General features: G+C 31.0%; 13 protein-coding genes and 1 tRNA gene. 9 read left to right on the top strand and 5 right to left on the bottom strand.

Going from position 1 to position 20,333, the window contains the following annotated elements; translation table 11 throughout:
* Positions 1-164 precede the first annotated feature (164 nt).
* The 3 genes from WHD07_RS13740 to dnaE form a co-directional block, all read right to left on the bottom strand.
* A complete protein-coding gene (locus tag WHD07_RS13740; RefSeq protein WP_343328866.1) occupies positions 165-824 on the bottom strand; it encodes an HAD family phosphatase in 660 nt (219 codons plus the stop codon).
* Positions 824-2,137 carry a D-arabinono-1,4-lactone oxidase gene (locus WHD07_RS13745; RefSeq protein WP_343328867.1) on the bottom strand — a complete coding sequence of 438 codons (1,314 nt, stop codon included), beginning with the start codon at positions 2,135-2,137 and terminating at the stop codon, positions 824-826. The genes WHD07_RS13740 and WHD07_RS13745 overlap by 1 nt, the downstream gene beginning before the upstream one ends.
* 82 nt (positions 2,138-2,219) lie before the next feature.
* Positions 2,220-6,560, bottom strand: coding sequence for a DNA polymerase III subunit alpha (gene dnaE / locus WHD07_RS13750; RefSeq protein ID WP_343328868.1), 4,341 nt, complete (start codon positions 6,558-6,560; stop codon positions 2,220-2,222).
* Between the two features lie 314 nt (positions 6,561-6,874).
* Between dnaE and WHD07_RS13755 the strand changes: the two genes are divergently transcribed.
* The 3 genes from WHD07_RS13755 (at position 6,875) to WHD07_RS13765 (ending at position 12,164) form a co-directional block, all read left to right on the top strand.
* Positions 6,875-10,048 (top strand): TonB-dependent receptor, encoded by a 3,174-nt coding sequence (locus WHD07_RS13755; RefSeq protein ID WP_343328869.1) that lies wholly within the window; start codon positions 6,875-6,877, stop codon positions 10,046-10,048.
* Positions 10,049-10,115: 67 nt separating this feature from the next.
* Positions 10,116-11,117 carry an endonuclease/exonuclease/phosphatase family protein gene (locus WHD07_RS13760; protein ID WP_343328870.1) on the top strand — a complete coding sequence of 334 codons (1,002 nt, stop codon included), beginning with the start codon at positions 10,116-10,118 and terminating at the stop codon, positions 11,115-11,117.
* Between the two features lie 12 nt (positions 11,118-11,129).
* Entirely contained in the window at positions 11,130-12,164 is a 1,035-nt protein-coding gene (locus tag WHD07_RS13765; RefSeq protein WP_343328871.1) for an alkaline phosphatase D family protein, read from the top strand.
* A 140-nt stretch (positions 12,165-12,304) separates the two neighbouring features.
* Here the strand turns inward: WHD07_RS13765 and WHD07_RS13770 are convergent, their stop codons facing one another.
* Both WHD07_RS13770 and WHD07_RS13775 read right to left on the bottom strand, forming a co-directional pair.
* On the bottom strand, positions 12,305-12,928 hold the full coding sequence (locus WHD07_RS13770; RefSeq protein ID WP_343328872.1) for a Crp/Fnr family transcriptional regulator: 624 nt from the start codon (positions 12,926-12,928) through the stop codon (positions 12,305-12,307).
* Positions 12,929-13,175: 247 nt separating this feature from the next.
* Positions 13,176-13,625 (bottom strand): ferritin-like domain-containing protein, encoded by a 450-nt coding sequence (locus WHD07_RS13775; RefSeq protein WP_068448781.1) that lies wholly within the window; start codon positions 13,623-13,625, stop codon positions 13,176-13,178.
* A 385-nt stretch (positions 13,626-14,010) separates the two neighbouring features.
* Between WHD07_RS13775 and WHD07_RS13780 the strand changes: the two genes are divergently transcribed.
* The 6 genes from WHD07_RS13780 to WHD07_RS13805 all read left to right on the top strand — a co-directional run bounded on the left by WHD07_RS13780 (position 14,011) and on the right by WHD07_RS13805 (position 20,308).
* A complete protein-coding gene (locus WHD07_RS13780) occupies positions 14,011-14,547 on the top strand; it encodes a 30S ribosomal protein S16 (RefSeq protein WP_105047474.1) in 537 nt (178 codons plus the stop codon).
* 19 nt (positions 14,548-14,566) lie between these two features.
* Positions 14,567-15,091: a ribosome maturation factor RimM gene (gene rimM / locus WHD07_RS13785; protein WP_105047475.1), complete on the top strand. Its 525-nt coding sequence runs from the start codon at positions 14,567-14,569 to the stop codon at positions 15,089-15,091.
* A 54-nt stretch (positions 15,092-15,145) separates the two neighbouring features.
* Positions 15,146-15,232, top strand: a tRNA-Ser gene (locus WHD07_RS13790).
* Positions 15,233-15,430: 198 nt separating this feature from the next.
* Positions 15,431-18,454 carry a histidine kinase dimerization/phosphoacceptor domain -containing protein gene (locus WHD07_RS13795; protein ID WP_343328873.1) on the top strand — a complete coding sequence of 1,008 codons (3,024 nt, stop codon included), beginning with the start codon at positions 15,431-15,433 and terminating at the stop codon, positions 18,452-18,454.
* Positions 18,455-18,456: 2 nt separating this feature from the next.
* The gene (locus WHD07_RS13800) at positions 18,457-19,128 is read left to right on the top strand and encodes a response regulator transcription factor (protein WP_343328874.1); all 672 of its coding nucleotides are present in this window, start codon (positions 18,457-18,459) and stop codon (positions 19,126-19,128) included.
* A 199-nt stretch (positions 19,129-19,327) separates the two neighbouring features.
* Positions 19,328-20,308, top strand: coding sequence for a tail fiber protein (locus WHD07_RS13805; protein WP_343328875.1), 981 nt, complete (start codon positions 19,328-19,330; stop codon positions 20,306-20,308).
* Positions 20,309-20,333: the final 25 nt, after the last annotated feature.

Below are 20,333 nucleotides of genomic sequence, written 5' to 3' on the forward strand. Positions count from 1 at the left end.
CTATATATTGATAAAGTATAAAATTTGTCACTTCGAAGTTATGAGGAGTCACATAACAGTAATCGTACAAAACTTAGTGTTTTATGAGATTTCTCTCTCCGGTCAAAATGACAAACTGTACTTAGAACTTTTAAACTTGTTGCTTTTTTGAAAGTTACCTAATTCTAAAAAGAGTATTTTGTTAAATACTCATAAGCTTCCAACAAAGTTGGAAAAACTAAAATGCTTCCTGCTTCCTTTAGTTCTTCATCAGTATATTGTGTGGTAATTCCAATCGGAACCATACCTGCTGCTTTTGCTGCTTTTGTTCCTGTTAAACTATCTTCAAAAACCCAAATATCTTTAAAATCAATTTCTTTAAAACCTAGAGTTTCAGCTAATAAAATATAGGCTTCAGGTGCTGGTTTTGGTTTCACGTAATCTTGCACTCCAAAAACAGTGGTAAAATCTAAGTTTAAGTGATGAATGCTATTTTTTAAAAACTGTTTTGTAGCGTTACTTGCAATTCCGTAGGGTATTTTTTCTTTGGTTAAAAGAGCTGTAAACTCTCTAACTCCTGGTAATAATTTTGGAACCTTAAATTGTGTTTTTATATGTTCATCTTTTAAGAAGTATAGCTCTTCGGTTTGTTTTTCTTTGCCAATAACACTGCAGAAATATTCGGCAATAATCATGGGAGATTTTCCGGCATTAAATTTTGGGAAAGGAGCTATTTCTTCATTAAACAATTCTTTAAATGCAGAGGTCCAAGCAGAGTAATGACTTTCAAAACTATTTACAATTACACCATCAAAATCAAATAAAAATCCTTTAGGGTTTACCATTATTTGGTTGTTTTTTCGTTGAATATTTCCGTTAAATACGGATTTAAAAATTTATTGGTAGGATCTAATTCTCTTCTTAAAAATTTAAAATCTTCCCATTTAGTATAGACCTTAGAAAGCGCTTCATCTTTTGCTATAAAGCGTTTTGCCCAATGAGGTTTTCCTCCGTATTTTAAAAATATTTTTTCAATACTTTTAAAAGCTTCATAGGTATCTGCAGTAGCGGCATTTCTAGAAACGCATCCCATGGTTACGGTATCTTTACCATAAGCATAGCTTAACCAAGTTTTATCTTTATACACAAAGCGAACATCCATAGGAATATGAATAAACGATTTGTTGCTCCATTTATTTATTTCTGCTTTTAATTCTTCAAAAACTGTTGGAAACACATCTAAACCAATCGTCCATTCTGCTAATTCTAAAGTAGAACCTCTAGATTTTGTAACGGTTGCTTGGTACAAAGACCCTTTGTGTTCTTTGGTAGAGCTAAAAAAACCTCGGTATAAAAGTTTGTTAGCAATGGCCGTTATCCAAGGGAAAACATGAGAGTATTTATACAATATTTTAGAAGCAGTTCTTCTATGTTTTAAATATTTTGGGCCTAAATCTTCAGTGATTTCTGTATTGGGATCTATTTTATCTCCCGTAATTACATAGCCTTTATCTGTATGAGGAAGCCATAAAATTCTTAGAAAATCGTGTTTTTGTAAACGTTCTTTAATTTTAGGTAACCAAACGCTATCGTCTTCAGGACCTTCTTTTACATGTAAAGTATAAATAGGTTCACATTTAAACGTAATTTCAGAAAAAACACCAAGAACACCCAAAGAAACTCTTACGGCATCAATTAAATCGTCTTTTTCTGTTATTACTTTAACGGAACCATCGGCTAAAATAAGATTACATTTTGTAATGTACTCTGATAATAATTTTCCGCTTGTACCGTGTGTTCCTGTTGCTAAAGCGCCACCAATAGTAATGGTGTTGATATCTGGCAAACAAGGTATACACCAGCCTTTTGCTTCTACCGCTTCTATTAAATCTCCTAAAATAATACCAGACTGAACCGTAATTGTTTGCTCTGAATCATTGTAAGATAAAATTTTGTTATACTCTTTAATATCAATTAAAGTTTCTGTACCAGAAGCAATATTAGACGAAGATTGTTTATTACCAAAAATTCTTATTTTTTCAGATTTTTTTACAACTTCTTGTAATTCCTCTTCGGAAGAAATTTTATAAAGAGATTTGTAGTTATAACTTATGTTTTCGTTCCAGCTTACCCAGACTCCGTTTTTATTTTGTTTCATTTATTTTCAAAAAGATTAAACAAAATTAAGCAATAATATTTCTTTATGACGCCTCTTTTTTGTTTTATTCTGTTAATTAGAATTAATTTAACTTATAAGCAATTTGTTGCTTATCTAAAGTTGCCAATAATTCATTGCTAATATGAACCTTGGTATTTCTACTTGGTAAACTAATTTCTAATTTTTCTTTTTCATCCCAGATTGTAAAATTTAAACCTTGTTTACCTGGAGTGTTTTTTAAAATAGATTCTAAATTTAAGATTGTATCTTCTTTAATTTCGTTTAAAGGAATTTGAATGGTTACTTTTTTACAGAGTTCATCCATAATATCATGCAACAATTTCATTTCTGTAAACTTTAGTCTTGGTTCTCCAGCAACACCTGTTTCTTTATTAGTCCAACCTGGCTGAACCGTAGATCTTATAAATAGAAATTGATTAGGCACCAAGAAGTGTTGCATTCTTAGGTAATCTTCCCCAAAAATTCTAAATTCATGGCTATCTCCATAATCTTCTACTGTAAACATAGCCCAACCTTTTCCCGCTTTAGAAACTCGGTGCTGTACATCTGTAACGATACCTGCAAAGGCTAAATTCATATTTACAAATCTTGCTAAATCGCCTTTAAAGTGTTTTAAAGCAGCGTTACAAAATTTTAATTCATTTTTAAAATCATCTAGTGGATGCGCAGAAATATAAATTCCGATAACCTCTTTTTCTTGTTGTAGTAACTCCATAGTTCCCCAAGTTTCACATTGCGGAATGTCTGGCTCCGGAAACTGAACGTTAGAAGCTTCTCCAAACATAGAAACTTGTGCAGAATTTTCGTTTTCTTGATATTTACTACCAAATTTCATGGCGCGTTCTAAAAAGGTCATTCCTTTTTCATCGGTATCAAAGTATTGCGCTCTGTGCGTGTCTGTAAAAGAATCGAAAGCGCCCGCTTTAATTAAACTGTCAAAAGATTTTTTGTTGGCAGCTCTTAAATCTACACGTTTGGCAAGGTCAAAAATAGAACTGTAATTTCCGTTTTCTTCTCTTTCTTTAATAATGGCTCTAACTGCACTGGCACCTACACCTTTAACAGCAGCCATACCAAAACGAACAGCACCTTCATTATTTACAGAGAATTTTAAATACGATTCATTTAAATCTGGTCCAAGAACTTGTAATTCCATTCGTTTACATTCTTCCATAAAGAACGAAACCGATTTAATATCATTCATATTATTAGAAAGAACAGACGCCATATATTCTGCCGGATAATGCGCTTTTAAGTAGGCTGTTTGATAGGCGATCCACGCATAACAAGTAGAGTGAGATTTGTTAAAGGCGTAACTAGCAAAGGCCTCCCAGTCTTTCCATATTTTTTCTAATTTTTCTGGATCATGACCTTTTGCAGCTGCTTGTTCTACAAATTTCGGCTTCATTTTATCTAGTACCGCAATTTGTTTTTTACCCATTGCTTTACGTAAAACATCGGCTTCACCTTTGGTAAAGTCTGCTAACTTTTGCGATAAAAGCATTACTTGCTCTTGGTATACTGTAATTCCGTAGGTTTCTGCCAAATACTCTTCCATGGCAGGTAAATCGTACTCAATATCTTCCGTACCGTGTTTTCTATTAATAAAAGACGGAATATATTCCATTGGTCCAGGTCTGTACAAGGCATTCATGGCAATTAAATCTGCAAAAACCGTTGGTTTTAAAGAACGCATGTGTTTTTGCATTCCTGGAGATTCATATTGAAAAACACCTACGGTTTCTCCTTTTTGGAAAAGTTCGTATGTTTTTTCATCTTCTAAAGAAAAATTTTCTGGATCTAAAGTGATACCATGTCTTGCTTTTACAATTTTAACGGTGTCTTTAATTAAAGTCAGCGTTTTTAAACCTAAGAAGTCCATTTTTAATAAACCTGCAGTTTCTACAACAGAGTTATCAAATTGGGTAACATACATGTCAGAATCTTTAGCTAGAGCCACAGGTACATAATTGGTAATATCACCAGGCGTAATAATAACCCCACAGGCATGAATACCGGTATTTCTAACAGAGCCTTCTAAAATAGTGGCTTTGTTTATTGTTTCGGAAACCAAATCGTTTCCGTAAGACATTTGTTTTAGTTCTTCTACTAGTTGTTTTTCTTCTGCACGTAAACCATCAACTTTACCTTTACTTTTAGCATCATCACCAAAAATATTTTTTAGTTTAATTCCTGGAATTAATTTTGCAATTCTATCGGCCTCAAAAAGTGGTAAGTCTAAAACTCTGGCAGTATCTCTAATCGAAGATTTAGCTGCCATGGTACCATAAGTAATAATTTGTGCTACTTGGTTTGCACCATATTTATCAATTACATAATCCATAACACGACCACGACCTTCATCATCAAAATCAATATCAATATCGGGCATGGATACACGTTCTGGATTTAAGAAACGCTCAAAAAGTAAATCGTATTTAATGGGGTCTATATTCGTAATCCAAAGACAATAGGCAACTACAGAACCTGCAGCAGAACCACGCCCAGGACCTACGGCAACGTCCATTTTTCTTGCAGCTCTAATAAAATCTTCTACAATTAAGAAATACCCAGGATATCCTGTTTTTTCAATAACTTCTAATTCAAAATCTAAACGTTCTTTAATCGATTCTGTAATTTCTCCATATCGTTTTTTAGCACCTTCAAAAGTTAAGTGTTTTAGAAAGTTATTCTCTCCACGTTTTCCGTTATCTTTTTCATCTTCCGGATCTTTAAATTCATCACCAATATTAAAAGCGGGCAAAAGTACATCTCTTGCAAGGGTAAATATTTCTACCTTATCTACAATTTCTTGTATGTTACTTATGGCTTCTGGAATGTCTGCAAACAACGTTTTCATTTCGTCTGTAGACTTAAAATAATACTCGTCGTTTGGTAAGCCATATCTGTAACCACGACCTTTACCAATTGGGGTAGCTTGTTTTTCACCATCTTTTACACATAATAAAATATCATGTGCGTTGGCGTCTTTTTTTTCTAAATAAAAGGTGTTGTTGGTGGCAACAATTTTAACATCGTGCTTTTTAGAAAACTTTAATAAAGTTTCATTTACAATATTTTCATCTTGTTGATTGTGACGCATCAACTCAATATATAAATCGTCTTTAAATTGCTCTTTCCACCAAATTAAGGCTTCCTCAGCTTGTTTTTCACCAAGGTTTAAAATTTTACTCGGTACTTCTCCGTATAAGTTACCGGTTAAAACTATAATGTCTTCTTTGTATTTTTCTACAAGTGCTCTATCTATTCTTGGTACATAGTAAAAACCATCTACAAAGGCAGCAGAAGACATTTTTGCTAAGTTGTGGTATCCATTTTTATTTTTTGCTAATAAAACAACCTGATACCCATTGTCTTTTTGCGATTTATTTTTATGATCTTCACAGATATTAAACTCACAACCAATAATTGGTTTCATAGGAGTTTCTGCTGTTTTATTATGACTTAAAACGGCGTTTACAAAGTGAAAGGCCCCCATCATATTTGCAGTATCTGTCATGGCAACTGCCGGCATATTGTCTTTTGCGGCAGCTTTTACAATATTACCCAATTGCATGGTAGATTGTAAAACAGAATATTGTGTATGATTGTGTAAATGCGAAAATTGAACATTTTCTAATTCTGCTAAACCATCTGAAGTAGATTTTGTTTCGGCAGTATTTTTTAATTTATCTAAACGTTGGCGAATTAGATCGCTTTCTTTTTTAAGGTTGATGTGTTTTAAACCAATTACCTGAATAGGTTTTGGGTTTGCTTCAGAGAAATTGGTAAAATAATCATCATCAACATCTAATTGTTCTTTAGTATATTCTCTTAAACGAATTAACTCTAAAAAACAACGTGTGGTTGCCTCAACATCGGCAGTTGCGTTGTGTGCTTCACCAAAACCAACACCAAATAAATGATTGTGTAATTCGGTTAAGGTTGGTAATTTAAATTTTCCTCCACGACCACCAGGGATTTGACACATGGTAGCTGTTTTTTCTGTACAAGTATCTAAAACAGGTAGGGAAAGCATTTTGTTTTCTACACCTAATCTATGGAATTCACAACCCATAATATTAAGGTCGAAATTTACATTCTGACCAACAATAAATTTTGTTTTTTCTAGAGCTTCATTAAATAAAGCCAAACCTTCGCTTAAAGAAATACCTTGTTCTGCAGCTAATTCTGTAGAAATACCGTGAATTCTTTCGGCATCGTAAGGAATGTTAAAGTTGTCTGGTTTTATTAGAAAATCGTTGTGTTCTAAAACATTACCCATTTCATCATGCAATTGCCATGCAATTTGAATACACCTTGGCCAGTTGTCTGTATCGGTAATTGGAGCATTCCAACTTTTAGGTAAACCGGTGGTTTCTGTATCAAAAATTAAGTACATAAATGATTTTTTGTATAATGAGTTATTGGTGATTTACGGACTGTAAAATTAAAGGTTTGTTATTTAAAAATAATGAAATACGGAGATCTTTTTATCAACATATAAAATTAATTGAATAGAAAGGAATTAGATTGTTAGTTGTTGTTATTCTTTGTTTTAAGGGTTTTACAATTTAAATAAAAGTGATGAGGATTGCCTTTTTGAATATTAACAAAGGTTTAAATTAAGATTAAATCTGTATCAATGTTAATATTTAACATAGGTAGCTGAGTCTCCAAGTCTAGTTTTGGTACTTATTAAAACTAACATATCTTATGAAATTATCAGTAGTAAAAATTCGTACAACCATTTGTTTAATGATGGCTTTTGGTTTATTTTTTTTAAATGCTCATGAGTCTTTTGGGCAAGCAACCAATGCTTCAATAAGAGGTATTATAAAAGATAGTAGCGGAGAGCCACTAATGGGGGCTACTATTATTGTTAAAAATATTTCAACAGGGTTTAGCTCAGGTACAATAACAAATGAATCTGGAAGTTATAAAATTCAGCAATTACCTTTAGGTGGGCCTTATAATGTAACAGCCAAATACCTTGGGTTTCAAGATGTGGTTAAAAAAGGCTTTACTTTAAACTTAAGTGATGTAATTACAATAGATTTTTTGTTACAAGAATCTGCTACTTCTTTAGATGAAATTGTTGTTTCTTCTAATAGTATTGTAAAACGTATTCAACAAATGGGGGCTTCTACAAAAATAGGTGCTGGACAAATTAAAAATTTACCATCAGAAGGAAGAAATTTTACCAGACTTACAAGTTTATCGCCCTTACAAGGAGCCGGAAGTCTTAATTTAGGAGGACAAAGAAGAACTTCTACAAATGTAACTATTGATGGTGTTAATTTTAGAAATACACTTACAGCAGGAGAAATTGGTAGAGGTCCTTACACAATTTCTCAAGAAGCGATTAGAGAGTTTGAGGTGTCTACAAATGATTATGATGTAACACAAGGACGCCAAGGAGGGGGATCTATTACTTCGGTAACAAAATCTGGAACAAATGAATTTGAAGGAAGTGCTTTTTTTTATCATAGAGCAGACAATCTTCAGAGTCAATATACTATTCAAGGTCAAGAAAGAGATGCAGATTTTTATAACTCTCAATCAGGATTAAGTATTGGAGGACCTTTAATTAAAGATAAATTACATTTTTTCTTAGTGTACGAAAGACAAGATGCAGGAGATCCACAGTTTATTGCAAATATTCAAAATGATGATGATGCCAATCGTTTACGAATTTCAGAAAATAGTTTAAATCGTTTTTTACAAATTGGTAGAGACAAATATGGTTTAAGCAATTCTAAGCAAGTAGGTCAATTTGATAGAGTTACTGAGGCTAATAATTTGTTTTTAAGATTAGATTGGCAAATTAATGACAAACATAGGTTAACATTTAGAAATCTTTATAATAAATGGGACAACCCTTTTAGTGTAAGTGATAATTCTAATATAGAAGTAGCAGAATCTTATTCAGATTTTGTGTCTCATGAAAATAGTATGTTTCTTTCTTTACGTTCTAATTTTTCATCTAGCGTAACTAATGAGCTTAAAGTGCAATATCAAAGAGCAGAACGTATTTTTAGTCCAAATTCAGAATTGCCGTCACAAAATATTCCAAGAGCAATTGTACAAGTAACCTCTGTATTACCAAATGGTAATAATAGTACTAGAAGTGTACAGTTAGGAGGGCAGCGTTTTACACCAGAAACCAATTTAGAAAATCAGGTACAAATTTCTAATACTACCTATGTTAGTTCAGGTAAGTTTAATTTTACTTTTGGTACAGATAACTTAATAACTTCTTTAGAAACACAATTGTCTAATGAACAAAATGGTCGTTTTTTCTTTGATTCTTTAGATGATTTTGATAATTTAAACCCATCTAGATATGCTCGTGAAGTGCCTTTACAGGGATCTACTTTAGTAAAACAAACTGTTTTAGATTTATCAGTTTTCGGTCAGGTAGAGTTTGATATAAATCCAAATTTAAACTTTGTAGGTGGTATACGTTATGATGCAACTGCATTTGTAGATGCAGCAGAATTTAATCCTTTGGTGTATCAAGAATTAGGAATTCGTACAGATGAAAAACCAGAAGATTTTGATAATATTCAACCTAGATTTCAATTAACGTGGAATATCAAAGGAAATGATACTGATATTTTAAAAATTGGTGGAGGTGTATTTACATCACAACCACATTATTATGCACAAGTAAATAACATTCAAAATAGCGGAACTTTAATAGGTGCTATTGATGTTACAGGGGCAAATGTTCCTACTCCAGATTTTATTGGTTATAGAAATGATCCAAGTACTGTACCAGGTGTGCCAGCGGGAGTTACTCCTTTTTCTACAATAAATGCTGTGAGCCCAGATTTTGAAGTGCCTACCATCTACAAAGCAAATATTAATTACACGCACTTTTTTGGAGATAGATATAGTTTGGGGGTTAATGCTGTTTTTAGTCATACTAAAAATAACTACGTGTATCAAGAAACCAATTTAGTGGCAGAACCTTATTTTGTAACGCCACAAGGTAGAGAGGTTTTTGTACCAGCAAATACTATTGCAGAAAATGGTCGTGCAGATTGGACAAAATCTAGAGTTTCTGATTTAGTGGGTAGAACGTTGGTTTTAAATTCTGATGGTATTTTAGATAACCTTGCCTTGGTTATAGAGGGTTCTGCTAAAATAGGTGAAGATGGTTATGTAAACGCAAGTTTTACGGTAAATCAATCAAAAGACAACTCATCATACAATTGTTGTGTTGCAAATACGTCTACATTTCTTCCTGTTTCAGGAGATCCAAGAGATTTAAATTATGGATATTCAGACAATCATTTTGATACTAAAATTGTAGTAAATGGTGCGAGTCCAACTTGGAAAGGGTTTACCTTAGGAGCAACAATTGTAGGTACTGGTGGTACAAGGTATTCTTTAAAATCTGGAGGAGGTAGAAGCGCAAACGGAGATTTTAATTTGAGTAATGAAATTGCATATATTTTTGATCCAAGTGATGCAAATACACCAGATTATATTAAAGATAGTTATAACGAGGTTTTAAACGATCCAGAAACATCAGAAAGTTTTAAAGAGTATTTAAAAGAAAGTTTTGGTGGTTTTGCAGAAAGAAATGGAGGGAAAAATCCTTTTAGTGCAACCGTAGACCTTCGACTTCAAAAAAAGTTTAATTTATCTAATGATAAACATTCTTTAGAGCTTTCTGCAGATGTTTTTAATTTTATGAATTTATTAAATAAAGAATGGGGGCGTAGTCATAATTTTGGAAATAGAGATTTTATGAATATCAATGGTTTTGATCAAGCAACAAGTAGTTATCAGTATAATGTGCAAACGGGTGCAGGTATAGAGCCTATTAATGGTACTCCTTGGAGATTGCAACTTGGTGTAAGATATTCCTTTAATTAAAATAAGAATTGTTTCATTTTTATGGGGTTTGGTATTTCTCTATCAGGCCCCTTTTTATTTATAGCTTATGAAAAATAGTATTTATAGTATTGTATTTTTAATTTTAACAGGATGCGTTGGGTCTAAAAATTTAATAGAAAAAGATTCCTTTTTTTCTAAAGAAAATTACATTGCCAAGCATCATGGAGAAGTAATTCCTGTTGGATATCAATATCCTAAAAAAGATAGTTTTAAAGTGCTTTCTTGGAATGTAGAGCATTTTGTAGATTCTTTTGATGATCCGTATATAGATTCTAATAGAGAAAATAAACCAGATTCTTTAATGGCAAATAAGGTTGCTTATTTAGTTGCCTCTTTAAAGGAAATAGATGCAGATGTTGTTGTTTTACAAGAATTTGAGAGTGCCAAATTTTTAAGAAGTATTGCCAATGATAATTTGCAAAACATGGGGTATACATACTTTGCAGATGTACCCAGTCATGGTTGGTATATGAATGTGGTTGTAATGAGTAAATTTCCTTTAGGCATTATTTATGGTTATGGAAATGTAACGACGCCAGTTCTTGAATATAGAAATGATGAAGGAGCACCAGAAACACAAAATACGTTAAATACTAGAATGTGGTCTGTTGAGGTGTATCCTAATCCGGATTATAATTTTTTACTTACCGGCGTCCATTTAAAAGCGGGTAGAGGAGAAAGAAATATAGCTATGAGAAAGGGGCAGATTAATTTTTTAAAACAACAATTTAAGCGCTTTTTAAAAGAGGATAAAAACAAGAATATTTTAGTAGTTGGAGATTTTAATAGTGTACAAGGTAGTGAAGAAATTAATCTATTTCTAAATGAAAAAGTAAAGAGAGAAAAATTTATAGATCCATTACCAGAAACGGTAATGACACATACTTCTGATGATCCTAAACGTAGATTAGATTATATGTTGATAAATACCAATATGTACAAAGAATATAAAGAGAATTCTGCGAATGTTCCCCAACTTTTTACACCACAAAAAATGAGAGAAATTAGCGACCACTTACCAGTTACTTCAACATTTATCATTAAATAAAAAATAGAATACATGAAAAAAATTATTATAGTACTTGTTGTTTTTACAGTTTTGTCTTGTAAAACAACTTCTAAATCAAGTAAAAATAAAGCTTATTTGAAGCAGTCAACAAAAGAAATGACAGCAGATTTTGTACTTGCTTTTGGTTCTTGTAATAAACCTGATCAAACAAATCTGTTATGGGATGATATTGTTGGATTAAATCCAGATGTATGGTTGTGGGGAGGAGATATTATTTATGCGGACACAGAGGATATGGATAAAATGGAAGCAGATTATAATCTTCAAAAAAAGCAAAAAGGATATGCAAACCTTTTAAAAGAAACGAAGGTTTTGGGAACTTGGGATGATCATGATTTTGGAGCCAATGATGCAGGAATAGAATATCCTAAAAAAGAAAAAAGTCAGGAACTATTGTTGAATTTTTTGGGAGTTGATAAAAATTCTCCGAGAAGAAAAAGAGAAGGGGTATATCATTCTGAAGTTATAGAAACAGCTAAAGGATCTGTAAAAATTATTTTGTTAGATACTCGTTATTTTAGAACAAGTATAAACAAAAAGAGTATAAATGGTGTTCAAGATAATCGTACTATTTTAGGTGAACAACAATGGGCTTGGTTAGAAAGTGAGTTGGTTAATTCATCTGCAAAATTTAATATCATTTTAAGTAGTGTACAGGTAATTGCAGAAAAACATCCTTATGAAAAGTGGGCAAACTTTCCGTTAGAACGTAAAAAACTACTTGATGTAATTGTATCTTCAAAAGCTAATAATGTTATTTTATTGTCTGGAGATCGTCATATATCGGAGTTTTCTAAAGAAGAAGTAAATGGCTTAAGCTACCCTTTAATTGATTTTACATCGAGTGGGATGACACATGCAAGTGAGAACTTTACTAAAGAATATAATCCGGCAAGAGTAGGTAGCGTTGTTTCTACAAAAAGTTTTGGGGTGTTAAAAATTAATTTTGATAAAAAAAAGGTTGTGATGGAAATGCGTGGAGACGACACGTTACAACAAAAAATAGAACAAATTTATCCTTTATAATAATTTATAAAGGTTTCACAAGTAATATGCCCTTTGCATACAACTCTTAAAATTAGAGTTTTTTTATGTAGAACACGAAATATATTGTGTTACTTAAACTTAATTTTAAGGCTAAAGAAAGGGTTTTATGTTCAGGGATTTTAAAAGACTAATTGTTTTTCTAGTATAGAAGCAACAGTTTGACGGGTGACCCCAATAAGGTCGCCCATATCTTTTTTAGATAATACATTAAAAAGAAGATAAGGAGTTCCTTTTGTATCTATGATTTCGATATTCAATTGTTTTTGAAGAGCGGTTATTCTTTCTTCAATTTGCTTTTCTTTAATGTTTTTTAACTTTAATTCTGCAGAACACCACCTTTTTACAAGGTAAGAAATAAACCAATTGGTAATAATTGGGTTTGTTACTATAATTGTTTTAAAAAAATCTAAATTGTACAATCTAATTTTACTATCTACTAAGGCTTTTGCATATTCTTGAAACTGTCCATTTAGGTATTTTAAGTTACCAAAAAATTCGGTAGATGGTAAAATTTCGTAAACATAACTATCTCCATTCTCAGAATATCCACCTAGTTTTACCGCTCCAGTTAATACTTCATAAATGTAATTGTCTTTATTTGGTGGTAAATAAATATATCCATTCTTTTTTACATCTATTTCTAGAATATGTTCTTTGTCGTACTGTATACCTAAACTCTTTAGCTGTGAGAAAAGATCGAATTCTTCAAAGTCTTTATTAACAGGTCGAATTGTATTCTTCATGATGAAAGGGGTTAATAAGTAAAAGTAGCTGATTGAAATAGGTTTGATGTTAAGCAATCATTATTTAACAATTTAATTGAGCTCATTTTTTTAATTATGATGTTTTACTGTTTGTTAAGTTTAAAAATGTTTTTTGTTGTTTCTAGACTTTAATAAAATCAACAAAAAAAGTCAACCCTGTTAAGGATTGACTTTTTTAAGTGTTTTGTGATCTGTAATTAGATGTAAGACTACTTCTATTTTATGATTAGGCTAACTCTTCTTTTACCATTAATAAATTAATGGCAGATTGAATTTTCTGATGTTGCATTTCTATCATTTTTCTAGTTGATGGAGCAAATTCATCATCTTTTTCTAGAATTTCGGCATATTCGTCTAAACTTGTTTTTTCACCTCTAAGCGCTTCTTCTAAAATAGCCTCTTCATCATTTGCGCTAAATAAAGATTTTAGTGTCATCCAATTTCTGTGCACTGTTCCTTTAAAAGTACCATCATCTTCTGGTATTTGTCCGTGAGACAAAATCTCTGTTCTAAGTTCTTTTGCAAATTGACTTCTTTCTGATGCTCTATTTTTAAAGAAGATTTTTAATTTTGGACTCTCTACATTTTCTGCAGCGTTTAAATACCCTTTTTCGGCATCATAATTTTTCTCTAATAATTCGTTTAATTTGTTCGAAATTTTTTCTGTGTACTTCATGTTGTCATTTTCATTTTAAAATTCCAATAGCTTGTTTTAAGATGTGTATTGTTTCACATCTGATACAAAATTATAAAAGAAGAGGCTTTGTTATTAGTTCATAAGATTTTGATTTTAACTCATTTGATTTTAAAACTTTTTTCTTCGTTTTTTTTATCGTTTTGGTTACTTACTAACGTTATTTGCGTTAGGGATTAAACGGTTTGTTTGAGCTCTTTTTGAGGTACGAAAAAAAGCGAGTAGTGAAAGCCCGCTCGAACGCCCTAAAAAATATTGATATTTAGCGGTTTAGTTTAAAAAAGGTTTTGTATTTTTGCGCCCACTTACTACGAGATGGTAAGATTTTTAATAATCAAGGTCGAGAACCTTAACAAATTAACAAATTATGTCTGTAAAGATTAGATTACAAAGACACGGTAAAAAAGGGAAACCATTCTATTGGATCGTTGCCGCTGATGCTCGTGCAAAAAGAGATGGTAAATACTTAGAAAAAATAGGTACTTACAATCCAAACGTTAACCCTGCAGTTATTGACTTAAATGTTGATGGAGCAGTAAAATGGTTACAAAATGGTGCACAACCAACTGACACTGCAAAAAACATTTTATCTTACAAAGGTGCAATGTTAAAAAACCATTTACTTGGTGGTGTTAGAAAAGGTGCTTTAACACAAGAACAAGCAGATGCTAAATTTGCAGCTTGGGTAGAAGCTAAAGAAGCTAAAATTTCTGACAAACAAGCTGGTTTATCTAAAGCAGAATCTGAAGCTAAAGCAGCAGCATTTGCAGCAGAAAAAGCAGTAAATGAAGCTAGAATTGAAGCAGCTAAACCAGTTGTTGAAGAGGTAGCAGAAGAAGTAGTAGCTGAGGCTGAAGAAGCTCCAGAAACTATTGATGATGCACAAGCAAAAGCAGCTGAATAAATTATAAATTTATACGAAGATGCGTAAAGAAGATTGTTTTTATTTAGGCAAAATCGTTACAAAATATAGTTTTAAAGGTGAAGTTATTATCAAATTAGATACTGACGAACCTGAGTTGTACACAGAAATGGAATCAGTTTATGTCGAATTTGGCACAAACTTGGTTCCATTTTTTATTGATAAAAGTTCACTACATAAAGGAAATCAGTTGCGTGTTCAGTTTGAAGACGTGTATTCTGAAGAAGAAGCAGATTCTATTTTAAAATGTGGTGTTTATTTACCAACAACGATGTTGCCAGAATTAACTGGCGATAAATTCTACTATCATGAAGTAATCGGTTTTACTGTTGTGGATGCTAATTTTGGAGAAGTTGGGCAAATTGTTCATATTAATGACAAAGCAGCACAACCTCTTTTTGAAATTGATAGAGACGGAAAAGAAATCTTTATTCCGATGGTAGATGATTTTATTAAGAAAGTAGATAGAGAAAACAATACAATAGAAGTTGATACTCCAGAAGGATTGATAGAATTGTACTTGTAATAAAAGGCATGTTGAATTTAAATATCAATAGATATTTTATAAAATTTGACATATAGAAAGGTGTCTGAGTGGTCGAAAGAGCTACCTTGGAAAGGTAGTGTACTGGCAACGGTACCGAGGGTTCGAATCCCTTCCTTTCTACGAGAAAGTATTTAAGTATAAATATTACACCCAATTCTAATAGAATTGGGTGTTTTTATTTGGATAACAATAGATATTAAACTATAAAATATTGCTTTCTATTGATGGAATTGTTTTTTTTATCATTAATTTTTATAAAAAGGTGGAAAAATAAAAATACTTTTCTACATTTGATTGCCCCCAAATTGTAGTAAAGTTTTGAAAAAACTCCTTTTTATTTTTTTTCTTTCCCATAGTATATTATGGTCACAGCAGGAGACTTCTTCAATTACTAAAAAAACATTCTCATCTAGAGAAGGTTATTTAATTTCTGAACCCTTTAGTTCTTCCTACGATAGTAATGGATGGCTTTGGGTTTTAGGTAAAGATTTGCTGTCTAACGAATATGTCTTCGGAGATAAAAAAGTAATTATGCAGCGTTTTGATGGCATACATTTCTTTTCGGTAAAAATGCCAGAAACTGGCGATAAAATAATAAAAGAAGGAAGCCTTTTTAAACACCAAAAAGAAGGGTTTTATTTAAGGTTACTTTATAGTAATTACCCCAATGCAGAATTATTTTATATAGATACAGCAACTTTAGAAATTACCAATGTAACAGAATTTAATTCTCTACCCCAAAAGTATACACTTGCAGCACCCTATTATATAAAAGATGCAACACGGCTGATGGTAACATCTGCAGATAAACTTTACAGTGGAGAATTAAATGGTTTAAAGTTTAAGTTGTTAGATTCTATTCCTATTAATAAAAAAACAACTTCCCCTTTTTTAGCAGTTACAAACGTTTTAGAAGATTTTTCTATTGTAAAGTTACAATTAGAAAAAGATTATTTTTTGGTAGATCATAATGGAAAAATTATAAAAAAGCTACATAAAGAAGACTTTGTAGATTTAAAAGGTAATCATTTTTTACCAGATTATATTGATAATGTTTTTAAAGATAATAATGAATATTACTTGTATTTTAATTCTTACAAAAATGTTTTTAGGTTTGATAAAAAGGAGCAGAAATTTAAAGAAATAGCTAAAACCAGTAAAGGCAATCAAATAATTAAAGCCTTAGATTTTAAAAATGATTTTAAAAGAGGTATCAGAACTGAACTTATTTCTGATTATACGAAGCTTTCAATCTATCATTTTAAGGATAAACAGGCTAATTTAATAGCAGGCATTAAAATTAAAAATTTTTCTAAATATTCTTATAATGAAGTTGATGAAAACTTAGTTGTTTTAAACGGAAATACATTAGACCTTTATTATATTACAGATAGTAAGATTAAAACTTTTTTAAAAGAAAAAAGTGTAAGAACTATAAGTAAGTTAAAAAATAATAAATACATTATAGCAACGGATGCAGAAGGGTTTTATGAAATTAATGTTGATAAAAATACCGAGGATAAAATAGCCATTTTAGACGATGGTAAAGAAATTTCTATCAATTATTCTAGAGATATTATTGTGCAAGATAATGGCACAATAATTACAAACGACTCTGAAAACTTATTTACGTTAGATTCCACTTACAATATTATAAGAGATAAAAGTTTTAAGATTCAAAGAGAAGAAATTATAAAAATAGGCGACACTATTTTTAATGGGTATAGGAATGGGTTTATGCACAAATATTCGTATTCTAAAAAAACACACAAAAATATTAAAGTAGATAAAGACTTATTAGTTAAAGAATTTGCTACAGATGGCAATAAGTTATATGCCACAACTAATAAGGGATTTTTAGAATATAAAAATGGAAAACATAAAATTTACAAATTCGAAAACGAAGAGGCTAACAATTTACTTTCTGTAACTTATAGTAAGTTTTATGGGGTTTTAGTTTCTACTAAATTTGGAAAGATTTATGAATTTAATACCGCCACTAAAAAGCTAAAGCTTATTTATAAAGACGATTTAACGGTGTCTATTGTTGGTATGATCATAGATAACAACAATAATTTATGGTTAAATACTTATGCAGGTATTGTATCTATAGATTCAAAAACAAAAGTAGTAAATAGGTACACGCAAAAAGACGGTGTTTATGAGCTAGAAGGCAATAGATTTAGCATGTACAAAGACAGCAAGGGTAATATCTTTGTTGGAAGCTATAAAGGGTTAAGTTATTTTAATCCAAAAGAATTAATAAAAAATAATAAGCAGGTACAGCCAAGGCTAACGTCTATTTCTTATTTTAATGAAAAAACTGGTAGATGGAAAATAAATAGCGAGCCTAATTTTTTAGAAAACGTACATACAATTATGTTGCCGTCTTTGTATCAAAGATTTTCTGCAACTGTTTCCTTAGCAGGTAATGTAAATCCAGGTGACGTAAAATATAGGTATCGTTTAATAGACGAAGAGGACAGATCTGAATGGTTTTTAAACCAATTTGGTAATGAAATTTTGTTTGCAAACTTAGCGGCAGGAAAATATGTTCTAGAAATAGAAGGTTTAAATATTGTCAATGAAAAAATAGGTGAAACGATTGTTTTAAACATTATTTCAGAAAATTTTTTTTATAAAACTTGGTGGTTTATAGCTGGACTTATTTTATTGGTTTTAACAATTGTTGGTTATATGATATATCAATATATAACAAAACAAAAACTGTTTGCAGAAAGTAAAATAGCTTTAAATGATGCCAAAGTAAAAAGTGAAATGATGTTAGAAATTCATCATCGTATTAAAAACAATCTTCAAATTATTTCTGGCTTATTAGGTTTGCAAATGCTTAAAAGTAATAATGCAGAATTAAAATCTAAACTACAAGAAAGCCAGAGTAGAATAGAATCTATTGCTGGTATTCATGATGTTTTATATACGCCACAAAGGTTAGATGCTATTTCTGTTAACGAGCATGTTAAAAAAATTATAAGTTATTATAAGAAGTTGTTTTCTGTAAAAGTAGATTATAATTTAACGGTAGACGATTCTATTTTAACTATGGATAAAGCAACTCCATTTGTGCTGTTGTTAAACGAATTAATAAACAATTCTAATAAGCATGCTTTTAATAATACTAGAACTCCAGAAATACACATCATTTTTAAGAAAAAGAACGGAGGGTCTCTATTTGAATATTCTGATAATGGGAGTTTTAAAAATGATAAAAACAGAAAGGGATCTTTAGGAATGAGGATTGTAGATATGATGAATATTCAATTAAAAGGAAAAATGACAATAGAAGAGTTTAACGGCTTTAAATTAACTTTACGTTTTTAATAATGAGCAATAATTTAAAAATTTACATTTTAGAGGACGAAATAATAACTCAAGAACTACTAAGAGAAACATTAGGTACGCTTAAATATAAGGTTTGTGGAACAGCAACAAATGCAGAAACTGCGTTAAAAGAAATAGCCTTGCTAAAACCAGATATTGCTATTTTAGATATTAGAGTTGAAGGAGTAAAAACTGGTATTTGGTTAGGAAATCAAATAGAAATACCTTTTATATATTTAACTGCTTTTAATGATATAGACACCATAAAAAAAGCAATTATAACAAAACCAGTTAGTTATTTAGTAAAACCTTTTAATGATAAAGATTTATTTATTGCAGTAGAGTTGGCAATAAGTAAAATAAATAATACGAAACAAATTCTTATAAAAGATAGAGGACAAAATGTAAAAATAGTAGTAGAAGATATTTTATATGCTAAAAAAGAAGATAAATATGTAGGTATTTATTTAAAAGATTCTACAAAGTTAATACGTTCTAGTATTAAAGAGTTTATAGAAACGGTAGATTGTGACTCCTTTATACAAGTACATCGTTCTTATGTTGTTAACAAAAAACATATTGTTGGTTTTAATGGAAAAGAAATAGAAATAAATAAACAATTAATACCTATTTCTAGAAGTATAGTTAAAGAAGTTATGGAACAAATTTCTTAAAAAAGATAAGGCGTATTTAACGCTGTTTTATTGAAGAACCTCATTATATAAATAATATAATGGGGTTTTTTAGTTAAAAATTACCGTTCGCGCCGAATATGTAACCACTCACGACATTTTTTTTTTAATATGATGTTTCCGTAATATTTTTGTTAACAAAAATTTAACGAAACTAACTTACATCTTAAAACCATATCTTATGAAATCACTAAAAATTACATTTATTCTATTATTTATAAGTTTAGCAAGTTTTGCACAATCTGGAATGGTTTTCCAAGGAATTGCCAGAGACAATAACAGTGCAGCTATTGTAGATAAAACAATGGTTTTTACTTTTAGAATTACACAACAAGATGGAACTGATTTATACCAAGAAACACAACAAATTAAAACCGATAATTTTGGTGTTTTCTCACACGTAATTGGTACCGGAAATGCCGTTACAGGAACTTTTGGAGGTGTAAATTTTAGCCAAGGAAACTTAAAAGCAATTATTGTAGTAAATAATGATGGTACAGATACACAAATTTACGATCAAAAGTTTGAATACGTCCCTTATGCAAGACATGCAAATACAGCAGATAATGGTGTGCCAGTAGGTACTATTGTTACATCGTTGTCTAATGATGTGCCAGAAGGTTGGATAGAATGTAATGGACAAAGCCTTGCAGATGATAAGTTTGCAGACTTACGTAATGCCTTAGGAGGATTGACAAATGTACCTAATCTTGGTGGTATGTATTTAAAAGGTGCTGGTGCACCTAATAATTCAAACTATTCACATAGTATAAATTTAGGTGAATTTCAACAACCAGCAACACAAACTCACACTCATATATTGTTAGGTAATTTCGATACAAATGTAACCGGAGATCACGTACATGGTTTAAGATTTGCAAATAATCCTGGTAATGATCCAGGTGCACAAGGTTTTCCAGCAAATAATAATCATAATTCTTTTAGGAGTTCTGATAGAAATGAGGGGGGAAACACAACTTGGTATTATGATAATAATTACGCTCAAAGAATGCAGGAAACAAAAGGTAACCATAACCATACTGTAAACATTGAAAGAACAACAGGTCATGGAGGTATTTTAGGTAATGCTCAAAGAGATGGTAATCTTGAGAAAGAAAATCGCCCGTATAGTTATGGTGTACGTTATATCATAAAGTACTAATACAAACCCTAATTAAAACATAAAC

Origin of the sequence: Polaribacter staleyi, from assembly GCF_038024045.1 — a bacterium.
Classification (GTDB): domain Bacteria; phylum Bacteroidota; class Bacteroidia; order Flavobacteriales; family Flavobacteriaceae; genus Polaribacter; species Polaribacter butkevichii.

Excerpts from the sequence above, each read along its gene's own strand:
- WHD07_RS13760 (WP_343328870.1), top strand. The coding sequence starts at position 10,116 with ATGAAAAATAGTATTTATAGTATTGTATTTTTAATTTTAACAGGATGC.
- WHD07_RS13740 (WP_343328866.1), bottom strand. The coding sequence starts at position 824 with ATGGTAAACCCTAAAGGATTTTTATTTGATTTTGATGGTGTAATTGTA.
- WHD07_RS13800 (WP_343328874.1), top strand. The coding sequence starts at position 18,457 with ATGAGCAATAATTTAAAAATTTACATTTTAGAGGACGAAATAATAACT.
- WHD07_RS13780 (WP_105047474.1), top strand. The coding sequence starts at position 14,011 with ATGTCTGTAAAGATTAGATTACAAAGACACGGTAAAAAAGGGAAACCA.
- WHD07_RS13775 (WP_068448781.1), bottom strand. The coding sequence starts at position 13,625 with ATGAAGTACACAGAAAAAATTTCGAACAAATTAAACGAATTATTAGAG.
- WHD07_RS13765 (WP_343328871.1), top strand. The coding sequence starts at position 11,130 with ATGAAAAAAATTATTATAGTACTTGTTGTTTTTACAGTTTTGTCTTGT.
- WHD07_RS13755 (WP_343328869.1), top strand. The coding sequence starts at position 6,875 with ATGAAATTATCAGTAGTAAAAATTCGTACAACCATTTGTTTAATGATG.
- dnaE (WP_343328868.1), bottom strand. The coding sequence starts at position 6,560 with ATGTACTTAATTTTTGATACAGAAACCACCGGTTTACCTAAAAGTTGG.
- WHD07_RS13805 (WP_343328875.1), top strand. The coding sequence starts at position 19,328 with ATGAAATCACTAAAAATTACATTTATTCTATTATTTATAAGTTTAGCA.
- WHD07_RS13745 (WP_343328867.1), bottom strand. The coding sequence starts at position 2,137 with ATGAAACAAAATAAAAACGGAGTCTGGGTAAGCTGGAACGAAAACATA.
- WHD07_RS13770 (WP_343328872.1), bottom strand. The coding sequence starts at position 12,928 with ATGAAGAATACAATTCGACCTGTTAATAAAGACTTTGAAGAATTCGAT.
- rimM (WP_105047475.1), top strand. The coding sequence starts at position 14,567 with ATGCGTAAAGAAGATTGTTTTTATTTAGGCAAAATCGTTACAAAATAT.